Below are 23,213 nucleotides of genomic sequence, written 5' to 3'. Positions count from 1 at the left end.
CCGTGACAGATCACGCCCGTTCCGTTCTCCACGGAGGTCTCCCGATGACCGAAACCCTCGAAACGACCGTCGATTTCCGAGCCACGATGAGCCGGCTCGCCACCGGTGTCAGCGTGATCACCACACGCGCCGGAAGCACGCCCATCGGCATGACCGCGAGCGCCGTGTCCGCCCTGTCCCTGGCCCCGCTTCAACTGCTCGTCTGTATCGGCAACCACCTCTTCACGCGGACCGCGATCGCGGAGCACGGTCGCTTCGCGGTCAACGTCCTCGGCGAGGACGCCGAGCACCTGGCGCGGAACTTCGCCGCCTCCAAACCGGACAAGTTCACGGGCATCGAGACCATCGACGACCACGGCGTTCCGATACTGAAGGACGCGATCGCAGCCGTCGTGTGCGATGTCGCCGAGGCTCTCCCGGGCGGCGATCACACCATCTTCGTGGGTGACGTCCGCCATTGCTCACACCGGATGGAGTGCCGGCCGCTGGTCCACTTCGCCGGTGACTTCGGCGCCCTGAGGGCCACCTACCGGCCCTGACGGCCATGTGCCTCACGGGAGTTGGCGCGCCCCATGCCACCGTCCCGTCCGCCCCCGACGTCCGGCTCCTGCGAGGCGAGCCCACGGCCGTCGGGGGCTCCGCTCGTCCCGACCCACCACACGGGAAGTGCCATGACCAGCTCCGTGCCCGCTTTCAAGCTGCAACCACCGCCACAGCCTCCGCATCTGCTGACCCGGCCACGCCTGTTGCGTCGGCTCGACGAGACGACCGAGCCCGTGCTGGTGGTCTCCGCGCCTGCCGGCGCGGGCAAGACGGTGCTGCTGACCGAGTGGTCGCGGGGCCTGCTGGCGCGCGGCGCAGGGGCCTGGCTCAGTCTGGACGCCCGCGACAACGCCCCCGACCGGCTCTGGACGGGCATCCTGCGCGCGCTGCACCAGGCACGACCGGAACTGCCCGCCCACCTCGACGACGGGGAGTGGGCGGTCGCCGCCTGGCTCGGCGAGACCCTTCCGGCCCTGGTGACCGCCCTGGGTGCGGCGGAACCGCTCACACTGATCCTCGACGGACTGGAATGCATCACGGACCCCGACGCGGTCGGTACCCTGGCGGACTTCTTGACCCGGCTGCCTGACGGCTTTCGTATCGTCGTGTCGACCCGGCACGCTCCCGACAGGCCTTTTCCGACCCTGCGGGCCCGGGCGCTGATCGCCGAACTCGACGCGAGCGACCTCGCCTTCACCCCCGAGGAAGCAGGCACGCTGCTCACTTCCCTGGCCGGATCCGTCCCCAACGCGAAGACTTCGGCAGCGCTGTACGAGGCGACCGAGGGCTGGGCGGCGGGGCTGTGCATCATGGGGTGCACCGTGGCCCGTGCCGCGGACGAGGCCGACACCGAGGGGCTCGTGGCCCGCGGCAGGCAGGCGGTCACCGAGTATCTGCTCAGCGAGGTGTTCGACCGGCTCACCACCGAACAGCGCCGGTTCCTGCTGCGCACCAGCGTGCTGGACGAGCTGAGTGCCGGGCCGTGCCAGGCCCTCGCCGGCGATCGGGCAGTGACCGTGCTGCGTGAACTGTCGCGCACCGTGCAGCTGTTCGTGCGCGTGGCAGCCGAGCCACCGGCGTACCGGCGTCATCGGGCACTGTCGTCGCTGCTGTCCGACATCCTCGCCACCGAGGGAGCGGACACCGTCGCAGGGCTGCACCGGTCGGCGGCTCAGTGGTACTCCCGGCAGGGCCGCACGACTGAGGCGATACGGCACTGGATGCTGGGTGGCGAGGAGGCCGCGGCCGTCGCATCGGTCCTCGGCGCCTGGGAGGAGACGCTGTCGGCAGGTCAAGGTGCGCAGGTCTCGCAGTGGCTGGACCTGCTGCCGCACCGCACGGTGGCCGGCGACGCGCGACTGTGCGTCGTGTCGGCGATGACGGCGCTCGCCGCCGGCGCCCCCGAGACGGCCTGCCGCTGGGTGGAGGTGGCCCGCCTCAGGCAGACGGGACGACAGACGGTCGGCGAAGGCAGCACCGTCGACGCAGCGGCAGCCGTCGCCCAGAGCATGGCCTGCTGTCTGAAGGGGCAGGTGCTGGCCGCCGACCGCATCGGAGAGCCCGCCCTCACCGGCACGCTGCCGCTGACCTCCTGGCGCGCCCTGCTCTGCACGGCACGGGGCACCGCCCTGCTGTGGACCGGACGGTTGCGGGAGGCGGAGTCACTGCTCGGTGAGGCCACCCGCGACGCCCACGCCGCCGGGCACGCTCTGGCTCTCGTGCGCGCGCTGGGCCTTCGCACGCTGTGCGCGCTCCTGGCCGGGAACCTCGACCTCGCACGCATCCTGGGCGACGAGGCGTTCAAGGAGATCACGACCGTCGGCCTGGACCGGCACTTCGTCTCGGTGCCCGCCTACGTCGGACGGGCCGGAGTCCTCCTCCAGGACGGACGTGTCGAGGAGGCCGAACGGATGCTTGCCGCGATGGAGGCGGCACTGGCGGGCTCGCCCGGGATGGACGGGGAACCCCACGTGTGCGCCCTGGGGCACTTCACACGGTCGCGACTGGAGCGCGTGCGGGGCAACGCGGACGCGGTGCAGAAGGCCCGGGAGGCGGCCGAACGCGCGGCGGACCGGTGCGAGTCGCCCGGCATCCTGGCGGGTCTGCTCGCCCGGTCCGACGAGGTGACCGCGACCCCGCCCGCCGCCCCCCGCCCCCAAGACCTGTCGGTGGGGGAGCGGCGCGTACTCCGCGCCCTGTGCGGCACGCTGACGCTGCGTGAGATCGCCTCCGAGTTCTACGTGTCCCACAACACCGTCAAGACACAGGTACGTGCGATCTTCCGCAAACTCGACGCACACGACCGGAGCGAGGCGGTGGCCAGGGCCCGGGAGTGCGGTGTGCTGTGACCCGGGCCCCGGCCATCCGCTCCTAGGCGTCCTGGCGCGAGGCGTCCTGGCGTCGGGCGTAGTTCGCCTGCGACCGGTACGCGGTCTCCTCCTCGTCGTCGCTCACGTTCTCGATGCCGCAGACCTTGCGTGCGAGGTCTGCCATGGCGCCGGCCGGAGACATCTCGGCCCGCTTCATGGTGAGCGTGCGAATGGCCAGCAGGGGGGTGCCGTTGAAATTCTCGAACACGCCGATGCGGTCGCCCCAGTCGGACAGGAACATGTCGCGGATCACCCGGCTGATCTTCAGCCGGTCGTGCGGCCGTCCGACCGGCCCGGTCTGCAGCGCCTCCAGCCACGGCCGCAGTTCGGGCTGCTGCCACTGGCCCTCGGTGGGGTAGATGAGCGCGGCCCGGCCGGCCAGGTCGATGAGCTCGTGCACCATCTCGGTGATGTGCTCGATGTAGTACGCCCGCCCGAAGTCGAACATCAGGACGTTGGGCTTGAAGATGCCGCCGGGCGTGAAGAACCCTTGGTCCTCCGAACCGACCACATGCGCCTTGAGCGACTGGTGGAAGCCGGCGAACCGCGCGATGCGGGCCTGGACCGGCGGCAGTTGGTAGGTGCCGATGTGCTCGGTGACCAGGAGGGCCAGACCGAGCATGAGCTCCGCCTTGACCGTCGCACGCACCAGCGAGTGGTAGTGCAGCCAGTCGAAGACGCGCTGCGGGTACAACGCCGCGTGCTGGGGGTTGCCGATGTGGAAGACGCGGTTCCAGGGGATGAGCACGTCCTCGAACACGATGATGCTGTCCAGTTCGTCACCCTGCGAGGCGAGCGGGTGCTCCACCTCCTCGCCGTCACGGACGTTGCTCTCGCGGCAGATGATGGTGACCCCGGGGGTACTGGGCTGCACGGCCCCGTAGATGATCTGTTCCGCGACGATGCCGGGGCGGTAGAAGACGCCGATGTGGATCCAGTCCCCGAAGGCCGCGCCCGTGCTGATCGCCTTGACACCCCGCACGATGATGCCCTCGTCCGAGGTGCTGACCACCCGCAGGGCGGGGGACTCCGCCTGCGCCGAATCCCGCGAGCGGTCCGCCTGCGGGTCGACGAAAGCCGGCGGCACGTTGAGGTCTCCGTCCCGCACCACGTTCCAGAAGTCCAGGACCCCCGCGGTCAGGTCCCTCCCCTCGGTCCCGACGGACTGGCCGCTCCAGGGCTCCGGGTCGTCGACGTAGGTCAGCAGAACGTAGTTGTTCACGTCCGGTGTGCGGGGGATCGCCCCACCGCCCAGTTCGCGCTGCACCGTCTCCAGGTACCGCCGCTTGCGCCGCAGGTCGTCCTTCGAGCGGTGCTGGAACCACGTCATGGACCGCCGTACACCGTCCTCGTCCACGAACGTCATGACGTCCTGCAGGTCCGGACGGTGGTGAAGGTCGTAGAAAGCCGCGAGGCTCTGGGCGTATGCCCGGGTCTTGGGGTGCGTGGCCACGTTGTCGACCAGTTCGTCACCCACCCACACCTTGCGGCCGTCGTTCAGCGCTGCGAGGTATTCCTTGCCTGTACGCACGTAGTGCTCCTCTCCAGGGCCAAGAGATCCGGCTGGCAGGGAGCATGCGCCGCGACAGGGTGAGACAACGGCCGGGAAGCGGCAATCACCCGGGTGAAAGCAGCGATCGGCGCCGAACTGTCATTGAGGGCCACCGAGGCCTGAGTCATGCTGATCCCATGCACAGCACAGACCCCGCGGGCGAGGGCGCTGGCGGGCCTGGGAGCCACGCCATGAACGGGCCGCTCCTGCGGGGACGCGACCGTGAGATCACGGCTGCCGGTGAAGCACTGGACGCGGTACGTGGCGGTCGGGGCGCCTGCGTCGTCGTGGAGGGCGCGGCAGGCGTCGGCAAGAGCCGGCTGCTGGCGGAACTGGACCGTATGGCCCGGCAGACCGGATTCGACGTGGTCTCGGTGCGGGCCGACGAACTCGACCAGTACGCCGCAGGAGCCGCCCTCCAGTCCGCCCTGCAGTCCTCGGGCGGTTCCCACGGCGGCCTCGCGGGCGCCGACGATCAGCGGCTCTGGCTGCTGGACAGCATCGCGGACGCCTTGGAGGACCGGGCGCAGCGTGCTCCGGTGGCCGTACTCGTCGACGACGCCCAGTGGGCGGACCCCGCCACCCTCTTCGTGCTGCGGACTCTGCCCGGACGCCTGGCCGCCTCACGCATCCTGTGGGTACTGGCGGTGCGGTCCGACACCGAGCGACCGACCGTGGCAAGGGTCAGGGAGGACTTCGAACGCCTCGGCGCCCGGTGGCTGACCCTCGGCCCCCTGCCGCAGGCGGAGTTGCAGCACATCGCGGCCGACATCCTCGAGGCGCCACCGTCCCCCGCATTCGCCAGACTTCTGCGCGGCGTCGAGGGCAATCCATTCCTCGCCAGCGAGCTGGCACGCGCTTTCGCCGACACCGACGTCGCCAGAATGGAGACGGCCAGCGGGAGCGGAAACGGGAGTCTGCTGCGCGACGGCATTCCGCTCAGCTTCCGGCGCAGTGTGGCAGCGCGCGTCGACCGGCTGCCCGAAGACGCCGTGCACCTTCTCCAGATCGGCTCCGTCCTCGGCCGCGAGTTCCACCTCGGCACCGCCGCACGGATGCTGGGCAGGCAGGTCGGCAGCCTCCTGTCAGGCGTCGAGGCTGCCCTCAACTCCGGTCTGCTCTCCGCCGACGGCCCACGTCTGGCCTTCCGCCACGTCCTCGCACGACAGGCGGTCCACGACAACCTGCCCCTGGCCGTGCGAACCGCCTTGCACCGGGACGCGGCCGAGTGCCTGAGCGGGACCGGAGCCCGCCCGGCGGAGGTGGCCTGGCACGTCGTCATGTCAGGGGGACCGGTCGACGAGGACGCCGTACAGACCCTGACCACCGCCGTACGAGACATGGCAGCCTCGGCCCCCGACGCCGCCGCGGACCTCGCCCAGCGGGTCGCCGGCCTACTGCCTCATCACGACCCGCGCCGTATCGTCCTGCTGACCGACGCCGCCGAGTATCTCGGCCGCACCCGCCGGGTCCACGAGGCACTCGACCTCGTCGACGCCACACTGCCGGAAGGCCTTGAGCCGCTGCAGGAGGCACGTCTGCGCCTGGTGGCCGCCGAGATCCACCAGGCAGCAGGCGACGTCGCCGCCACGATGACACACCTGCAAAAAGCGCTCGACCTGCCCGCGCTGCCCTCCGACCTTCGCGTCCGGTTGCTCAAGACCAAGGCGACGGGCCACATCTACCTGGGCGACATCACCGCTGCCGAAGAAACCGGCCCCGGCCTGATCGAGACCTCCTACCGCAGCGAGGACCCGGCCGTCGTCGTCAGCGCCATGGTGTTCGAGTCCCAGGTCTTCTTCTACCGCGGGCACCTCGGCCACGCCCTTGAACGAGCCGAGCAGGCCACCCGGCGCGCCGGCGACCAGTCCGGCGCCCTCTATCTGCGGCCCCCGCGAATTCCCGCGCTGTGGCTCGCCACCGTCCTGACCCTCACCGACCGGCTCGCGGACACCGAACGAGTGCTGCGGGAGGGACAGCGCGAGGCGGAAGCGCTGGGCCTGGGCTGGTCCCTGCCCCACTGGCACGCCGCCCGCGCCCGCGCGCTGCTCGAACAGGGAGCGCTGGACGACGCCGCCGTGGAAGCCGAGGCCAGCCTCATGGTCGCGGACGAACTCGAGATCACCCTGCCCAATCCGCAGGCCCGGGCGATGCTCGCTCTGGTGGAGACAAGACGCGGTGACCTGTTCAAGGCCAAGGTCCACCTCCGCGCCGCCCAAGCCGGCTCCGCCACGAGCATCCAGCGCTACGCCCCCTGGCTGGCTGTCGCGGGCGCCTGCCTGGCAGACGCCGAGGGCGAGGACGGCGAAGCGGCGACGATCCTCGCCGGCAGCTTCGCACACAAGGAACCGACGAGACTGCTCGCGCTGCCTCCCTCCCACTGGCCCGCGATCGTACGCATCGCGCTCCGCGGTGGGGACCGGTTGCTCGGCCGAACGGTGGCCGGCGTCGTCCGCGACCTGGCCGAAGAAGCCGTGAGCCGGCAGATCGTCGTGGCGGTGAGCGCCCACCTGGACGGCCTGCTCCACCGAGACCCCCGCGCACTGGCTTCCGCGGTCACCGGCTACCGGAGCACGGGCAGGCCGGGCGCGCTGACGTCGGCCCTTGAGGACCTCGGGGAACTCACGGCGTCATCCGGCGACACCACTGCTGCGATCGCCCACTTCGAGGAAGCGGCCCAACTGGCGGCTGCCTCCGGAGCCGGACGCGATCAGGAGCGGATCAGGCGTCGCCTGCGGCGCCTCGGTGTGCGTACCGCGCCCGTGCACACCCACACGAGCAACCGCCGGGATTGGGAGGACCTGACCGAATCCGAGAGCAAACTCATCCCGCTCGTCGTCGAGGGCCTCACCAACAGGGCCATCGCCGACCGGCTCTATGTGTCCGTGCACACCGTCAACACCCATATGAAACACATCTTCACCAAGCTCGGCATCAACTCACGGGTCGAACTGACCCGATTGGCGATCGAGCGCGGCGTCAGCGGCGACGCCGGCGCCTGAACGATCGAACCACCACGGGATCGACTCCGCCACCGTCAACAGCCGTAGAACGGCGCGCCATGGCAGACTCCTCAGCCCGGCGCGTCCGGTTCACGCGAGGACTTCACGGCACCCACCTTGCACCATGTCCTTGTCCTCCCCGGCCCCATGGGCCCGTAGGTAGCAGCATCTGCGTACTGCGGTGCGCCGGCTTTGTGATCATGGCCGGAATGGCCTATCCCGCCGCAAGCTCGCAGCCGCCACACGGGTGGTTCTGCGCGGAGCGGCTACCCCCGCGTTCGACCTCACAATTCCCTGACCGGACAAGGGACTTGGGCCGGCCGCCGGGTCGACGGCACCCGTGCTCGTTGATCAGACGATCCGGCGTGCCGACGAGCAGATATAGGGCATTTGCGCATTAACCTCTCGTCATCTTGAGGCGTGGCAGATGACGTTCGCGTCCGATTCAACACCCGGAGAAGACATGCACAAGCCTCGCAAGACCGCTGTCGTAGCCGTCCTCCTCGGCGCCGTCGGCTTCCTCGGCGCCGGCACCGCCTACGCCAACGGGTACGGGGACGAGCACAATCCCAAGCACGGACGCGGACACGGACACGCGCGCGAGCACCAGGCCCGAGAGGTCCATACGACGCAGTTCAGCCAGAGCACCACCTGCACGACGACCGGAGACAACGTCGACGTGCAGGGCCAGTCCGGGTTCGAGAACGGCCTGGAAAGCAACGCGCCCAACGCCAACGGCTCACCTGGCACGCAGAACACCAACGTCGGCTCAACCCAGGGGTGCAACAACACCATCACCATCGGCAAGTAGCGCACACGAGTCCCGGCGCTGAGCCACCCGCCCGGTGCCGGGGCCCACGTAGGCGGCGAGGTGGACGACGGTGGATAGGCGGATCGGTCGCCGACGTCGCCATGAGCTGTCCGTAGCATGCAGACGGGCCCCGATCCCGGTACTGGATCGGGGCCCGTCTGCCGTGCGCGCCCCCTCCGGCCGGGGCGGGGGCTGCCTGGTGGAAGCGGCTGCCGGTGGAACTCCACCCCACACGACCCCGTGACCCGTGTCCGCCTGCAGGGCGTCGGATACGTCAAGGTCAACCAGCACCGCGCCGTGGTCGGCAGGGTCAAGACGGTCTCCGTCAAACGTGAGGGCCGTAAGTGGTTCGTCGTGCTGAGCGCCGGGCAGGACCGGCCCGAACCGCTGCCGCCCACCGGCAGCGTGGTCGGTATCGACCTGGGCATAGCCAACTTCCTCTGGATGGCGCGAGGGGTGAGGGACGCATCGGATACGGCCGGCCCGTGGAAGGTTTTACGACTTCGTCGACGATGCCTGGTGCGCGGACCGCATGTACCGGCCCCCGTTCCAGTGCGGGCCGGGGTCGGCGTGGGCCGTGCGACGTGCCCACGGCACGCGAACAAGGCGGCAGGGGACTGTTGTTGGAGTAGGCGGCTCGTCAGGGCAGGGGAGTGCGGTGCAGATTGATGAGCAGCCGCCAGATCCGCTGCGCGATCTCGGCGGGCGTGGCCTCGATGAAGCCGTGCAACCAGTCGGCGAGAACCCCGGCGAAGGTCGCGGCGACGGCCGAGGCGACCAGGTCTGGTTCCGGCGCACCGGCCAGGGCGCGCTCGGTGCGGCTGCGGGTGCGCAGGTCCTGGTGGAGTACCTGGCCGAGAGGGCCGCTGCCGCCCGGGCTCAACAGTTCCCGGTAGAGCCCGGCGTGGGAAGCGAGGCGGTCGAAGAAGGTAAGCAGGGCGGGTGGAGGGGTCTCGGGATCGGGTGTGCCGCGCCACGCGTGCAGAGCGTCCACGGCTTCACGGACGATATCGGCGCAGACGTCGACGGCGAGCGCCTCCAGGTCGGCGTAGTGGAGGTAGAACGTGGCGCGGCCGACTCCTGCCCGGCGCACCAGAGCCGCGACACTGACTTCTGCCAGGGGACGGTGGGCGCATTCCTCCAGCAATGCCCGACCCAGCTTGGCCCGCGTCCGTGCCGTACGGGGATCTGGTTGCACGCCAGTCACCGGGCAAGCAGAACGGCGGCGAGCGCCAGGGCCCCGGGCAGAGCCTGGGCGGCGAAGATCCGCCGGTTGGCGGTGAGCCCGCCGTAAAGGCCGGCGATGAGCACGCAGACGAGGAAGAAGACCTTGGCCTGGAACCCGGTCGGATCCCCGGCGATCAGTGCCCAGATCAGCCCGGCGGCCAGGAACCCGTTGTACAGGCCCTGGTTCGCGGCGAGTGGGGCGGTGGCGCGAGCCAGGGCTGCATCAAAGCCGGAGAGCTTGCGGCCCGGCTTCCTCTCCCACAGGAACATCTCCAGGACCAGGATGTATGCGTGCAGCGCGGCGACCAGCCCGACCAGCACATTCGCAGTCGTCTCCATCGGGACATCCTCATCTTCCAACGTCATGGACAGTTGTCCATAATACATGGACGACTGTCCATGAAGTGCGAGATCCGTTAGCCCGCCGCCTGCCCACGCCGGGCGCGCGAACCCTCGTCAGGGTCAGGCCCCGAAGGGCTTCCGGAGTGGGCGGCTTAGTGCCCTGTGAGGTGTCGCGCTCACGCGGTTTTGTCATGTCCCTGGACAGGGTTCGGAAGTCGTGCTGTCATGCCAACTGCCGTTCCTTACAACGTTGTACAGAGCGAACGCAATGAGCCGCCACCCTTCCTCGGCCAAGGAGGATTCGTGCGCACCAGGCCTCTCAATCGACGCGTCCCTCTGCTCATCTCCGCGGGACGCGCGCCGGCGCCCACTGCGGCGGCCAGTCGACCGGAGCTGACGACAACGTTGTCCTCACGTTCATGGGCGCCGACGCGAAACGACGAGCTGCGCCTTAACCCGCGATGGCATCGATGGGCGCCTCCCCGGGAGCCTCGATTGCCGGCCGGCGCACCGCTGCAGCGCCGTCCGCCGCCCCGTTGACGCGCGACCTGCAGACCAGCGCCCTGCAGCCAGATCATGCCTCACCCCCCACAGGAGAAGCCGAATGCCCCTTGCCCGACGCCACTTCCTTCAATCCGGATGCCTCGCCATCGGTTCCCTCACCGTCGGCGCCGCACTCCCCGCAGCGCCCGCTGCTGCCGCGACAAGCGGCCTCGCTGCCGACGCGCTCACCCGGCTGCCGTCAGGCAGCATCACCCCCCGCGGCTGGCTCGCCGGCCAACTGCGCCTGCAACTCGCCGGCCTGTGCGGCCGCTACGCCGCGCGCTCCCATTTCCTCGACGTCACGACCAGCGGCTGGGCGCGCCCCGACCACGACGGTTGGGAGGAACTCCCGTACTGGCTGCGGGGATACGTCCCCCTCGCCATCGCCACCGGAGACGCCGCCGCCCTGGATCAGGCCCGCCGCTGGATCGACGCGGTCCTCGCCACACAGCAGGACGACGGCTTCTTCGGACCTCGGGCACTGCGCACCTCGCTGAACGGCGGCCCCGACTTCTGGCCCTTCCTCCCGCTGCTCCAGGCGCTGCGTACCTATGAGGAATACACGGGTGATCTGCGCATCGTGCCCTTCCTCGTCCGGTTCCTGCGCTTCATGAACGCGCAGGGGCAGGGCGCGTTCGACACGAGTTGGGTCTCGCTGCGCTGGGGTGACGGCATGGATATCGCCATGTGGCTGCACCGTCGTACAGGCGAGGCGTTTCTGCTCGACCTCGTCGACAAGATGCACGCGTGGGGCGCCGATTGGACCGGCCCGCTGCCCACGCCCCACAACGTCAACATCGCTCAAGGCTTCCGTGAACCGGCTCAGTACGCCCAGCGAACGGGCTCCGCCGACCTGACCCGGGCCACCTACCAGACCTATGAACAAGTCCTGGGCGGGTACGGGCAGTTCCCCGGGGGTGGGATCGCCGGTGACGAGAACATCAGACCCGGCTTCGGGGACCCGCGCCAGGGGTTCGAGACCTGCGGCATCGTGGAGTTCATGGCCAGCCACGAGCTGCTGACCCGGGTCACCGGCGACCCGATATGGGCGGACCGCTGCGAGGGCCTGGCCTTCAACATGCTGCCCGCCGCCCTGGATCCCGACGGTAAGGGCGTGCACTACATCACCAGCGCCAACAGCGTGGACCTGGACAATGTCCCCAAGACCCAGGGCCAGTTCCAGAACGGCTTCGCCATGCAGTCCTACCGGCCCGGTGTCGACCAGTACCGCTGCTGCCCTCACAACTACGGAATGGGTTGGCCCTACTTCAGCGAGGAGTTGTGGCTGGCCACCTCGGAGGGCGGACTCGCCGCCGCGATGTACGCGCCGAGCAGCGTCCGCGCCACCGTCGGCTCCGGCACCACGATCACCGTCACCGAGGACACGGACTACCCGTTCGACGAGACCGTCACCCTGACCTTGTCCACACCGCAACCAGTCTCGTTCCCGCTGCTGATGCGTGTGCCGGGCTGGTGCGCAGACCCTCAACTGCGCGTCAATGGACAGCCGGTCCCGGCACAGGCCGGACCGGTGTTCGTGCGTGTGGAGCGGACCTGGAAGGACGGCGACCGCGTCACACTCACCCTCCCGCAACACACCGCCGTCCACACCTGGTCCGCCAACCACGGCGCCGTCAGCGTGACGCACGGGCCGCTGACGTATGCGCTGCGCATCGGCGAGCAGTACGTCCGCTATGCGGGCGACGACGCCTTCCCCGAGTACGAGGTGCACGCCACGACGCCGTGGAACTACGGCCTGGCACCGGACACGACCTTCGCGCTGACCCGGGCCGAAGGCCCCATCGCCTCCAACCCCTTCACCCACGACACCACCCCGCTCACGCTCACCGCCCAGGCGCGCCGCATCCCGGAGTGGATCTCCGACGACGAACACGTGGTCGCTCCGCTCCAGCAGAGCCCGGCGCGAGCAACGGGCGCCGTGGAACACGTCACCCTGGTCCCGATGGGCGCGGCCCGGCTACGGATCACCTCGTTCCCGGCAGCCTCCCCGAACGGCAGGACGTGGCTGCCGGAGCCGCCCTACCGGCGCATCCTCAACAAGCACAGCGGGAAGGTGCTGGCCGTCGACGGAATGTCCACGGCGAACAGCGCGAGGGTCGTGCAGTTCGACAACACCGGAACAGGGGACCACGCGTGGCAGCTGATCGATAAGGGCGACGGCTGGTACTTGGTGCGCAACGGCCAGAGCGGCAAGGTCCTGGGCGTCGACGGCATGTCGACCCAGAACAGCGCGCACGTCGTCCAGTACGAAGACAACGGGACCGACGACCACCTGTGGACCCTGATCGACAAGGGCGACGGCTGGTTCCTGGTCCGCAACCGGCACAGCGGAAAGGTCCTGGGCGTGGACGGGATGTCGACTCAGAACAGCGCGCAGGTGGTGCAGTTCGACGACAACGGGACCGACGACCACCTGTGGCGCGTGGCGTGAGCAGCCGCTCGTCTCTCGTCTCGGCGCACGCCGCGATGCGACAGCGCGCCGTAAGGGGCTCGGAACGCGAGGGACCGGCCCGAGACGGGCCGTTGGTGGGAGTCGTGAAGAGTTGGCGCACGGCTCTCAACATTCGGTGGCGTGGGCGGAAAACTCGGATGGCTCACGCGGCGCTTCCGAAACAGGTCGGGCGCCACCCCCACGCGATGGGAGACCGATCAACGATGTCAACTCCGGTACGGAGCAGAGTGCGCACGGCCGCGCTCGCCCTCTTGGCCGTCGCGGCCCTCGGTTTAGGCACGACGGCGACCACGGGCGCGGCAGCGGCAACCGCTCCAGCGAAACAGGGACCGACCTCGGTGGCGTACGTCGAGGTGAACAACAACAGCATGCAGAACGTCGGCAAGTACACCCTTGCCAACGGCGGCGGCAACGTCTTCGACGTCGCCGTGATCTTCGCAGCGAACATCAACTACGACACCAGCAAGAAGGCCGCGTACCTGTACTTCAACGAGAACGTGCAGCGCGTCCTCGACAACGCCGCCACAGAGATACGGTCGTTGCAGCAGAAGGGCATCAAGGTCGTCCTCTCCGTGCTCGGCAACCATCAGGGCGCCGGCTTCGCCAACTTCCCCTCCCAGCAGGCGGCTTCCGCGTTCGCCACACAACTGTCCGACACCGTGGCCAAGTACGGACTCGACGGCATCGACTTCGACGACGAGTACGCCGAGTACGGCAACAACGAGACCGGCCAGCCCAACGCCAGTTCGTTCGTGCAGCTCGTGACGGCGCTGCGCGCGAACATGCCGAACAAGATCATCAGCCTCTACAACATCGGCCCGGCCGCGTCGCGCCTCTCCTACGGCGGCGTCGACGTCTCGTCCAAGTTCGACTACGCCTGGAACCCGTACTACGGCACCTGGCAGGTCCCCGGCATCGCACTGCCCAAGTCGAAGCTGTCGCCGGCAGCCGTGGAAATCGGCGGAACCTCGCAGAGCACGGCCGCCGACCTCGCCCGCCGCACCGTCAGCGAAGGGTACGGCGTCTACCTGACGTACAACCTCGACGGCGCCGACCGCAGCTCCGATGTCTCCGCGTTCACCCGGGAGTTGTACGGCAGTGAGGCCGTCTACACGCCGTAAGGCGACCGCACACCCCGGCACGCACCGTGCCCTCGGGGCGTGCAGCATCCCGTAGGCCCGCGACTGTGCAGGCCGCGTCTTCGACAACGATGTCGAGGGCGCGGTCGTACGGCACGGTCAGCGTCAGTGGTGACCAGTTCCTGCACCCTGGGGCGCCGAATTACAGAGCCCGGTTCCGCCCAACTCGCCGCTCAAGGAAGGAAACCGTAGGACCCAGGACTCCGGTGGGTCGCCGCGCCCGATCGGCGACGTACTCCGAAAATGCAGTGGCCGCGCATGCTAGGGGCCACATACGTTCGCCTCCATGGTTGACGCAGCTTTCGGGCATCCGCGCCTCGCCGCCATCTACGACGCTCTCGATCCGGACCGCAGCGATCTCGACGCGTACCTCGCGATGGCGCAGGAGTTCGGCGCGCGATCGGTGCTGGACATCGGGTGCGGGACGGGCGTGTTCGCCCTGCTGCTCGCCGAGCGCGGGATGACGGTCACCGGAATCGATCCCGCGCGGGCGTCCGTCGACGTCGCGCGGGGCAAGCCGGGCGGGGAGCGGGTGCGCTGGCTCGACGGCGACGCGAGGCACCTGCCGCCCATGCACATCGACCTGGTGACGATGACCGGCAACGTCGCCCAGGCGATCGTCGATCCGCAGGCTTGGAGTGCGACGCTTCGCGGCGCGTACGAGGCGCTGCGGCCTGGCGGGCGGCTGGTCTTCGAGACGCGCGATCCGGCGCAGCGCGTATGGGAGCAATGGGCGGAGTGGACGCGTGAAACCACGTATCGCGTGACGGACATCCCGGGCGTCGGGCACGTCGAGACCTGGGCCGAGCTGACGGACGTGAGCCTGCCGCTGGTGAGCTTCCAGGGTACGCATGTGTTCGCTGCCGACGGCGACGTACTGACCTCGGAATCGACACTCCGCTTCCGCGAACGTCCGGAGATCGAGCGGGACTTGCACGAGCACGGCTTCGTCGTCGAGGACGTACGCGACGCACCCGACCGACCGGGCAGGGAGTTCGTGTTCGTGGCGCGGCGCGGTTCCCTTGGGTCGGACACGCATTGACTCCATCCCTTGTTCTTCGCAGGGAATCTGGGCCTTTAGGCCGGGCGGGAATGCGATCCTCGGCCCGGAGGTGCGAAGCGCCGGAGATCTCTATGTCTGCGTGGTGACGGTCAGGCTGGGCGCTTCTGGTTCTCGATGTAGTCCTTGACGATGCTCAGCGGTGCGCCACCGCAGGACCCCGCGAAGTAGGACGGGGACCAGAACACTGAGCCCATGCCGATCCTGTCGATCCGGCCGGTGTACTCCGCGCGCAGGTACCGGGAGCTGACGCCTTTGAGGCTGTTGACGAGCTTGGACAGGGCGACCTTGGGCGGGTAGTGCACGAGCAGGTGGACGTGATCGCCTTCGCCGTTGAACTCCCGTAGTTCTGCCCCGAAGCTCTCGCACACGTCGCGCATGATCTCCTCGCAGCGTGTCAGCATCTCGCCGTTGAAGACTCCACGCCGGTACTTCGTGACAAACACCAAGTGTGCATGGAGATTGTAGATGACGTGGTTTCCACGTCTGATATCGGGATCTGGTTCCCAGCGCGGTGACATACGCCAAGTGTAGTAGGATCAAGCGAGCTCGACCGGAGGGGGTGGGCTGAGATGATCCGTGCGTATAAGTTCCTCATGCGGCCCACCATCCGGCAGGACCAGGCGCTCGGCGAGATGCTGCGGGACCACTGCTCTCTCTACAACGGGGCGTTGCAGGAACGCCGCGACGCCTACCAGCACGTTTCAAAGACCACCGTCAAGTACGGGATGCAGTCCGCGCAACTCAAGGAGATCCGGGCATTCGACCCGGAGCGTCAGGGCCGCTGGTCGTTCAGTTCACAGCAGGCCACCTTGCGCCGTCTCGACAAAGCGTTCGCCGCGTTCTTCCGCCGGGTCAAGTCCGGCGACATCCCGGGCTACCCGCGCTTTCGCGGGGTGAACTGGTTCGACACGGTGGACTTCCCCAAGGATGGGGACGGCTGCCGGTGGAACTCCACCCCGCACGACCCCGTCACCCGCGTCCGCTTTCAGGGCATTGGCCACGTCAAGGTCAACCAGCACCGCGTTGTGGTCGGCCACGTCAAGACCGTGTCGGTCAAGCGCGAGGGCCGTCAGTGGTTCGTCGTGCTCACCGCCGCGCAGGACCAGCCCGAACCGCTGCCCGCGACCGGCTCCGTGGCCGGCATCGATCTGGGCATCGCGAACTTCCTCGCCGACTCAGACGGCGAGTTCGTGCCCAACCCGCGCCACGGCCGCCGTGCAGCCGAGAAACTCCAGGCAGCACAGCGGGCCCTGTCCCGGTTCCCGCGCCGCAAGGCGAAGGACCGAACCGCCAACCACCAGCGCGCGGTGGACAGGGTTGCCCAGCTTCACAGCAAGGTGCGCCGCCAGCGGCTCGACCACGCACACAAGACCGCGCTCGACCTGGTCCGCGCACACGACCTCATCGCGCACGAAGACCTCAAGATCCGCAACATGAGCAAGGCCCCCGCACCGAACCCCGACCCCGACCAGCCAGGCACCTTCCTCCCCAACGGGGCCGCCGCCAAAGCCGGGCTCAACAAATCGATCAACGATGCCGGATGGGGGGTGTTCCTGACGATCCTGCACGCCAAGGCTGAAAGCGCCGGACGGGAAGTGATCGCCGTGGACCCCCGCAACACCTCCCGCACCTGCCCCGTATGCGGGCACACCGCGAAGGAAAACCGGCCCACGCAGGAAAAATTCCACTGCGTTTCGTGCCGTCACAACGCGCACGCTGACACGGTGGGAGCTCTCAACATTCTACGGGCCGGGCTGGTCCGTCGCGACGCCAACCCGGCATAGCGAGAAGCCCCGTCCTTTAGGACGGGGAGGAGTCACGGACGGCTACCGCCCCGAGGGCGACTGGAAGCAGCGCCTCACTGTCCTCGCCCTGCGCGTGAGGGAGGCCTTCGGGCAGCAGCCCCAGCTCGCTGCGATCTGGGGACGCTATGCGTCAGGAGGCTCCGGTTCCCGGCTGGTCATGGAAGAGGCGCTGCAGGCCCTGCGCGCGTCAGGGCTGCCCGATGAGGAGATCCCGGCGCGCTATCACCGGTTCGCGGTCCTCATCGCCGCATTGATCGCCTCTGAGGCCGGAATCAGCACCATCACCCCGCAGGAGTACGAGCACGGCATGCAGCACTTCCGGGTCGCGGTGCTGGGCGCCGACCCCGAACGCTTCCCTGCCCTGGCCCACTTCGCTCGTGACGTCCGCCCCCTTGGGGCGGACCGCCAGGCCGCCTTCGAGGAGATCCTCGCCGCCCAACTGGCCCAGATCGAGGGCGCAATCGGCCAGACCTGACCGGATCGTCCCGGACGCCGACCAGCGGCCGTCAGCCGGCCGTGCGACGCACTCGATGCTGCGACCAAGAACCCGGGTCGGTAGCCGCCGCAGAGGTGAACTCAGCCGCGCAGGCGAGAGCGGGCTCAGCCCACGTGCTCAACCACCAAGCCACACACGGGAGGTGCACACGTGAGGTCACGGTCATGGGAGTTGGTGCCGTGTGCTCGCGCGCAGTCCGGGCTCGGTTCCGGTCGCCGAGGTCCGCCCCCTCGCGTTCTTGTTGGGCGTACTCCTGGCTCGCGACGACTCTGCCTGCCAATCTGCCTGCCAAGGCGACGCACGTGTTCGGGCGCTGGCGTGTCCGGCCGGTCATCCCACCCGCCACGCCAACTCCCGGCGTGACGCGTGCGAGTTGAGTAGCGTGCAGGGATGAGAACATGCGGGGGGAAGCTCGCCGTCGTCGCGAGCCTGGTGGCCGGTGCGGCCTTGGTGCTGGTCGGCTGCGGCCAGATCAGGGCGGGGGACACGGGCGCGGACGACGCGAGCGCGGTTGGGCTCGGGTTCAAGAAGTACGCGGGCGCCGTGGACTACCCGTCGGTGACCGGCCCGCACAACGAGGGGTACGTCGCGCCCGGCGAGGGCCTGCGCCAGCTGGTGCCTTTGGGCGACTGCGCCCTGGGAGAGGGGACGTTCGCCAACGGCTACCACTATGTGAACGTCAACTGGACCGGGTCCGAAGGCTGTACGAAGCTCTCGATCACTCCGAAGCCGGGCGCCGACGACGAGAGCGACGTGCCGTACTCCATGCGTAGCGGCTGGCTCGGTGGCGGCCTGCCGGGCGACGTGGTGGTGCCGTGGGACGACGGTTCGCTGATCGGTGTCGGTGCCACGTTGACCCGCCGGGCGCCGGACGGCGAGCAGGTCCAACTCGCCACGCTGCCGCTGACGTTCAACACCCACCCCGAGCAGGAGACCGCGGACGACGCCTCGGTGAACACAGTGGTGAAGGTCGGCTCGCGCCTGCTGATCGGCGGCGGCCAGAGTGTCGACCACGTGGAGTCTCCCTACGTGTTCGCCTCCGACGACGCGGGCAAGACCGTGCGTCGCGTGCCGCTGCCGACGATCGAAGGTGGTCAACCATCTACACCCGTGGGCGACTTCGGCGTCAACGGCACAAAGGTCGTCGCCTTCGGCGCGGCAGCGACCAACGCCTACGACTTCCACTCCTCGGGCACCATCCCGTTCTGGCGCAGCGCGGACGGCGGCGCGCACTGGACGTCCGGCGAAATCACCGGGACGCCCCCCGGCACACAGGTGCACAGCGTCCTGTACGCGTCGGGCCACTGGTTCGCCGTGGGTGGCTACGCGAGGGCCGGCGCCTTCTACGATTCCCTCCCGCTGGTTCTCACCAGCCAGGACGGCACCCACTGGACCCGGATGAACACGTCGGCCATGGGCAGCGGCGTGATCACGGCCGCGACCGTCGACTCCACAGGCCGCCCGGTCCTGGTCGGCTCGGCCCCTCGCCCCAAGTCCAAGCCGAACACCCGCACCGTGCTGTGCGCTTCCGTCTGGGTCGGCAAGGGGACGACAACGGGCTTCAAACGTGGCGGCCTCGGTTGCAGCGAGGACCCCCCGAGAACAGCGGTCACCCTCGCGGACGGGCGCGTGCTGATCGCGGGCAACCGGGACCTGTGGCTCTCTCGGGGGCTGGGGAAGGGGCGCGGTCACGAGTCTTGATCTCTTCCCGCGCAGAGCGGGCGATCACAGGAGCCGGCGGAGCCTGGAATTGTTGCGAGGAGGCACGCCGCTCATCTTCTGAAACGGCTGTTTGCGCTGGGTGCGGTCCTGGCTGGGCTGGTGCCGTAGCACGCGGCGACTCCCCAGCGAAGACGCCCGGGCGCAGTGGCCGTATGTATGTGACTCGGCGTCTCACCCGTACGAGCCCTCGAACCGACACTTGATCTAGGAAGCCGCGGGCCGCTTAGGGCTGACTCCATACCAGCGTGTAGCGCCAGAACAATCGTCGTCGCAGCCGTGCGCCAGGGAGGACGTCTCTGGCTTCTCGGACGATGTCGTCAAAGGTCATGTCCGCGGGGCGAGTAGGGGCCGTCATGGAGACGGGGCGTTGCGAGGGACGCCCTTTGTTCTTGAGCCAGCCCATGGCAGCGTTGGCCGGAATGGCGACAACACCGAGCAAGTGGTCCACGCGGGTCTGGGCTTGAGACAGACCGACGATCACCAGGGTTCCTCCCGGAACCAGATGCCGGCGGAAATGGGTGAGCGCCTGGGTGAATGGCAGGTGGTGGATCGTGGCGACGCACGTGATGACGTCGTAAGGGCCAGCCGGAAACTCGGGCTATTGCATCCGCGACATTGAAGGCGACGGGGGGCCCGGAAGGAGTCAGCTTCTGGGCCTGGGCTGTGATCACGGGATCGGAATCGACGGCCCGCACAGTGGCGGCTCGTCGTGCCAAGAGCCTTGCGAGATCACCGCTGCCGGAACCGACGTCCAGGGCGAGGTCGAAGCGCCTTGGCAACTGCCGCAGGATCCAGCGATGGTAGCGGGCGTTGTGATCCCAGGGATAGGCGGCATTGAACCGTTGAAGAGCCCGCAGGACACGAGGCGACAAGATCTTCATCACCCCAGTCCATCAAGTTCCTGCGGCATGCACACCCTGTTCCGGAATAGAGATCACTCGCTCCCGGACTGCCGGACGCAGTCCAAGGAAGCGAGTTTGATGCGCTGATAAAGAGCGCGATCCACGGTCGGTTCTTCGCACCTCACGAACGGTGGAATCCTCCGACAAGTGCCGCCCCACCAGCGCACGTCCACAAGATCGTGTTACGAGCTCTTATGAGTCGGCTCACCTGTCACCGCTGCCGGTACGGGCGTGAGATCCGCCGACGGTCGGCATCCCGCCAAGTGCAAATCGTCCGGAACTTTACTACCGAGGCTTTACTGTCAGCCCACATGGTGTCTGGAATGAAGCTTTCAGCTCCATGCGCCGACGAGGAGATTCTGTGAGAAAGAGGACGCTGCGCGTGGCTCTTGTTGCTGCCACGGCTCTGCTCGTGGGACCAATCACGTATGCCACGCCAGCAGATGCGCATGCTGCTTGTGGATCAACGCGTCCGCCCAACCTCGACGCGACCGCGGTCAGCAGCAAGGGCAGCGGCATCAACATGCGCAGTGGCTCCAGCACTGCCTGTTCAATAAACGGCACGATCTACGGTACGCATCAGATCGACTACTACTGCTGGACGAGCGGCAGTCCCAGTGGCTACACCTGGACGTTTGCCAGAGATGTCACTGCCAGTTGGGCCGGGTGGATGCGTGACGACCTCCTCAACGATGGAGGTAGCAAAAGCTGGTGTGGTTTTTGAGGACTCTGGGCGCTCGTTGTCTCTGGCAGGTGGAGCGAGCGCCCGGCGCGGCCACGCCGACGATTCCGCCGGACAGGCCTCCCACTACTTTCAGGCCCGACCCGCACACGGAGTGGGCGTCCGGCGGCAGCCCCTCGCCACGGGGCCGAAACAATGTCTTCCTCCCATACCCGCCGCCAACGCCGCACACTCTCGGCACACACCCCACCGCCCTCGCGATCTCCGCATTCGAGACGACACCCTCCTCGAACAACTCGACCGCCGAACACGCTGAGCCTCCAACTGAGGCTGCGACATAGGAGTAAGGGGAGAGCCCATAGCCGAAGGGGAAGGTTGATGAGCCACCCCGAAAGCCTCCCATCCACACGCCCGTCACACCGACTGAACTTACGAAAGGATCAGTAGGGCGTGTTTCGAAAGTAGCGCCGTCCACGCGAAGGACGGGCCCGCGGCCGGCACGTGCGATCGCAACGCGGAGGGTCGCCCGCCCGGCCCGTACGCTGAGACAGAGCAGCTCGGCCCGCCCTCGCCGATGCCGGAGCGGCGCCCGTGGATAGGGTGCGGGGCATGTACATGCGGGGATGCAAGCTCAGATTCACAGCGGTGTCGGCAATGGTCGTCCTGGCCCTGACCGGGTTCTCTTCGGGCGGTGGCCACGGAAACGGCAGCCAGGAGAGCAGCGACGGGAGCGGTTGCAGCAGCTCTAGCCAAGACCACGACAGTTCGACGTCGGGCGGCGGTGGCTCACACGGCAATTCGTCCAGTTCGCCCAGCAGTAACTCGCACGACTCCGGCACGAATGCCCGTAACAGTGGCGGGAGTTCGCAGCCTACCTCCACGGCGTCCCCCTCCAGCGATGCCGCACGGCCCCTGAAGGACGGCATCGCGGTGCTCGTGCACTGCGCAAGCATGGAGGACCCGTACGCGACCGTCGAGATCAGAAATCCGAACGGACGCGACGGCCTCTTCACCGTGAAAGTCGCCTTCAAGGACAAGCACGGCTACACCATGATCGACACTTCCGACCAGGTGTCGGTACCTGCTAAGGACAAAACAACCTTCCGGGTGGCCGTTGCCAGTTCGGGGCGTGTGGAAATGATCGATCACTGCGACATCGATCCGATAGCCGCTGCGGACCGGTGACAGCTGGCCAGGTCCTGTCCGGTAGGTGTCGACCGTAATGACCCTCGCGAGGCGAGTCACGTGACGCCTCAGACACGACGACCAAGCCCCCAGCATCGACTGGGCCTGGCCCACACGCGGCACAGCCTGGATCGACCCGGCCGTCCTCATCTTGCGACTCCTCGAAGCCGGACACACCGTCGCATCAGCGGCAGCCTGCGCCGACCAGTTCCCTTCCTGGCGCACCGCACCCACCGATTCCGTGCAGGCTTTCACCGCCGCCATCCCCGCCCTCTGGGAGGAGATCGCCCGCACACACAACGCACTGTGGAAGGCGGCCATGGCCCGCCACGCCGCCGCTTTCGACGCATACGTTCGCCCTGCGGAGCAAGAGGCGTAGCAGACCACTGCGTCTGCGGTGGCTCGTTGCCCAGCTCTACGACCGGGTCACCGCCGTGGTTCTGTCGGTAGTTGGTGACGCCAGTTGTTCGTGAAAGCTGACGGCACCAGGTGATGGCCCAGAAAGATGTTCGCGAATTCTGACGTCACCATCGGGGTTGCGGTGTCAAGCTGGATGTGCTCAGTAAAGGAGCACCCCCGATGCTGCCTGGCCAGTCGAAGGTCGAGATGTACGCCGCGCTGCGGCGCGACTCCCGCGATGGCATGTCGAACCGGGCGTTGCAGTGCAAGTACGGCGTCACCTGAAGCACGGTCAACAAGGCCCTGACCTCGGCTTGGCCGCAGCCACGCACGACAACCGCTTCGGCGCGGCCGTCGAAGCTGGATCCGTTCCCGCCGCTGATCGACGAGATCCTGCTCATTGATCTGGATGCGACCAGGAAACAGCGCCACACCGTCACCCCGGATCTACCGACGTCTGATCGACGAGCACTCCCCGTCCGAGGCGTTGCGTTGACCACTTGAACCCGCACCTTTGAGAGGGCGCAAGCGTCCTGCGAGCAACCGCGCGGTCCGGCCGGGGACTGAGAGTCCGGTGTTCATACCTTGCTCGCGACCACCATGTAGTTCTCGGCCTCAAGATCGAACGTGCTCAGTTCCGTCTGGAGTCCGACCCGGTGCAACTCGACTTCGAGTTCCTCGTAACGGTAGGGCCAGCAGGACAGCAGTTCCGAGCGGACAAGCACCAACCCGGTCGCATCAACTTGCGCGATCGCAATCTCGATGTGGTGCTCCTCCTCCCAATGCGGCGCAATCTCCCAGCGGTAGACCACGACGGCATCGCGACCGTTCCGGCGGACGAGTCGGTCACTGATCTCCAGCCGGGAACCTCTGGCCCTCACGAGTTCCCAAGTGCGGGATGTGAGTACCACGCGCCCGCCGGGGCGCAGAAGCCGTGACATCGACTCCAGAGCAGCAC

Annotated in this window: 16 protein-coding genes and 4 pseudogenes; 13 read left to right on the top strand and 7 right to left on the bottom strand. The window is 68.1% G+C overall.

Annotation, left to right across the window (positions count from 1 at the left end; genetic code table 11):
• Positions 1-44: 44 nt before the first annotated feature.
• On the top strand, positions 45-539 hold the full coding sequence (locus ACGFYN_RS40020) for a flavin reductase family protein (RefSeq protein WP_393870919.1): 495 nt from the start codon (positions 45-47) through the stop codon (positions 537-539).
• Here ACGFYN_RS40020 and ACGFYN_RS40015 read toward each other — a convergent pair.
• The gene (locus tag ACGFYN_RS40015) at positions 527-673 is read right to left on the bottom strand and encodes a hypothetical protein (RefSeq protein ID WP_393870918.1); all 147 of its coding nucleotides are present in this window, start codon (positions 671-673) and stop codon (positions 527-529) included. The genes ACGFYN_RS40020 and ACGFYN_RS40015 overlap by 13 nt on opposite strands.
• On the opposite strand from ACGFYN_RS40015, the gene ACGFYN_RS40010 reads away from it, so the two are divergent.
• Positions 672-2,891 (top strand): LuxR C-terminal-related transcriptional regulator, encoded by a 2,220-nt coding sequence (locus ACGFYN_RS40010; RefSeq protein ID WP_393870917.1) that lies wholly within the window; start codon positions 672-674, stop codon positions 2,889-2,891. The genes ACGFYN_RS40015 and ACGFYN_RS40010 overlap by 2 nt on opposite strands.
• Before the next feature lie 22 nt (positions 2,892-2,913).
• On the opposite strand, the gene ACGFYN_RS40005 is transcribed toward ACGFYN_RS40010, so the two are convergent.
• Positions 2,914-4,443 (bottom strand): 4-hydroxyphenylacetate 3-hydroxylase family protein, encoded by a 1,530-nt coding sequence (locus ACGFYN_RS40005; RefSeq protein WP_393870916.1) that lies wholly within the window; start codon positions 4,441-4,443, stop codon positions 2,914-2,916.
• 212 nt (positions 4,444-4,655) lie between these two features.
• On the opposite strand from ACGFYN_RS40005, the gene ACGFYN_RS40000 reads away from it, so the two are divergent.
• The 3 genes and pseudogenes from ACGFYN_RS40000 to ACGFYN_RS39990 all read left to right on the top strand — a co-directional run.
• Positions 4,656-7,466: a helix-turn-helix transcriptional regulator gene (locus tag ACGFYN_RS40000; protein WP_393870915.1), complete on the top strand. Its 2,811-nt coding sequence runs from the start codon at positions 4,656-4,658 to the stop codon at positions 7,464-7,466.
• A gap of 463 nt (positions 7,467-7,929) precedes the next feature.
• The gene (locus tag ACGFYN_RS39995; protein ID WP_393870914.1) at positions 7,930-8,277 is read left to right on the top strand and encodes a hypothetical protein; all 348 of its coding nucleotides are present in this window, start codon (positions 7,930-7,932) and stop codon (positions 8,275-8,277) included.
• 201 nt (positions 8,278-8,478) lie between these two features.
• Positions 8,479-8,718: pseudogene (locus ACGFYN_RS39990) on the top strand (RNA-guided endonuclease TnpB family protein); the annotation flags it as partial.
• Positions 8,719-8,917: 199 nt separating this feature from the next.
• On the opposite strand, the gene ACGFYN_RS39985 reads toward ACGFYN_RS39990, so the two are convergent.
• On the bottom strand, positions 8,918-9,475 hold the full coding sequence (locus ACGFYN_RS39985; protein WP_393870913.1) for a TetR/AcrR family transcriptional regulator: 558 nt from the start codon (positions 9,473-9,475) through the stop codon (positions 8,918-8,920).
• Between the two features lie 5 nt (positions 9,476-9,480).
• Positions 9,481-9,843 (bottom strand): DUF1304 domain-containing protein, encoded by a 363-nt coding sequence (locus ACGFYN_RS39980; protein ID WP_393870912.1) that lies wholly within the window; start codon positions 9,841-9,843, stop codon positions 9,481-9,483.
• Between the two features lie 607 nt (positions 9,844-10,450).
• Between ACGFYN_RS39980 and ACGFYN_RS39975 the strand changes: the two genes are divergently transcribed.
• The 3 genes from ACGFYN_RS39975 to ACGFYN_RS39965 all read left to right on the top strand — a co-directional run bounded on the left by ACGFYN_RS39975 (position 10,451) and on the right by ACGFYN_RS39965 (position 15,043).
• Positions 10,451-12,841 carry an RICIN domain-containing protein gene (locus tag ACGFYN_RS39975; protein WP_393870911.1) on the top strand — a complete coding sequence of 797 codons (2,391 nt, stop codon included), beginning with the start codon at positions 10,451-10,453 and terminating at the stop codon, positions 12,839-12,841.
• 224 nt (positions 12,842-13,065) lie between these two features.
• Positions 13,066-13,983, top strand: a complete 918-nt coding sequence (locus ACGFYN_RS39970; RefSeq protein ID WP_393870910.1) for an endo-beta-N-acetylglucosaminidase H — start codon at positions 13,066-13,068, stop codon at positions 13,981-13,983.
• Between the two features lie 304 nt (positions 13,984-14,287).
• Positions 14,288-15,043, top strand: coding sequence for a class I SAM-dependent methyltransferase (locus tag ACGFYN_RS39965; protein WP_393870909.1), 756 nt, complete (start codon positions 14,288-14,290; stop codon positions 15,041-15,043).
• Positions 15,044-15,153: 110 nt separating this feature from the next.
• Here ACGFYN_RS39965 and tnpA read toward each other — a convergent pair whose 3' ends face one another.
• Complete coding sequence (tnpA, locus tag ACGFYN_RS39960) at positions 15,154-15,582, bottom strand: IS200/IS605 family transposase (RefSeq protein ID WP_393870908.1); 429 nt, start codon at positions 15,580-15,582, stop codon at positions 15,154-15,156.
• A 51-nt stretch (positions 15,583-15,633) separates the two neighbouring features.
• Here tnpA and ACGFYN_RS39955 point away from each other — a divergent pair, with 51 nt between their 5' ends.
• From ACGFYN_RS39955 to ACGFYN_RS39945, 3 genes and pseudogenes are all read left to right on the top strand, one after another.
• Entirely contained in the window at positions 15,634-16,848 is a 1,215-nt protein-coding gene (locus tag ACGFYN_RS39955) for an RNA-guided endonuclease InsQ/TnpB family protein (RefSeq protein WP_393870907.1), read from the top strand.
• A gap of 37 nt (positions 16,849-16,885) precedes the next feature.
• Positions 16,886-17,344, top strand: a pseudogene (locus tag ACGFYN_RS39950) (TetR/AcrR family transcriptional regulator C-terminal domain-containing protein); the annotation flags it as partial.
• Positions 17,345-17,755: 411 nt separating this feature from the next.
• Entirely contained in the window at positions 17,756-19,066 is a 1,311-nt protein-coding gene (locus ACGFYN_RS39945; RefSeq protein ID WP_393870906.1) for a hypothetical protein, read from the top strand.
• Positions 19,067-19,310: 244 nt separating this feature from the next.
• Here the strand turns inward: ACGFYN_RS39945 and ACGFYN_RS39940 are convergent.
• Positions 19,311-19,968, bottom strand: a pseudogene (locus ACGFYN_RS39940) (class I SAM-dependent methyltransferase).
• Between the two features lie 403 nt (positions 19,969-20,371).
• On the opposite strand from ACGFYN_RS39940, the gene ACGFYN_RS39935 reads away from it, so the two are divergent.
• Positions 20,372-20,713, top strand: coding sequence for an SH3 domain-containing protein (locus ACGFYN_RS39935; protein WP_393870905.1), 342 nt, complete (start codon positions 20,372-20,374; stop codon positions 20,711-20,713).
• A 612-nt stretch (positions 20,714-21,325) separates the two neighbouring features.
• Positions 21,326-21,856, top strand: coding sequence for a hypothetical protein (locus ACGFYN_RS39930; RefSeq protein WP_393870904.1), 531 nt, complete (start codon positions 21,326-21,328; stop codon positions 21,854-21,856).
• A gap of 977 nt (positions 21,857-22,833) precedes the next feature.
• Here the strand turns inward: ACGFYN_RS39930 and ACGFYN_RS39925 are convergent.
• Positions 22,834-23,213 (bottom strand): annotated as a pseudogene (locus tag ACGFYN_RS39925) (SAM-dependent methyltransferase); the annotation flags it as partial.

Origin of the sequence: Streptomyces sp. NPDC048419, assembly GCF_043200415.1 — a bacterium.
Lineage (GTDB): Bacteria > Actinomycetota > Actinomycetes > Streptomycetales > Streptomycetaceae > Streptomyces.
This window is presented reverse-complemented; position numbering and strand designations above follow the sequence as displayed.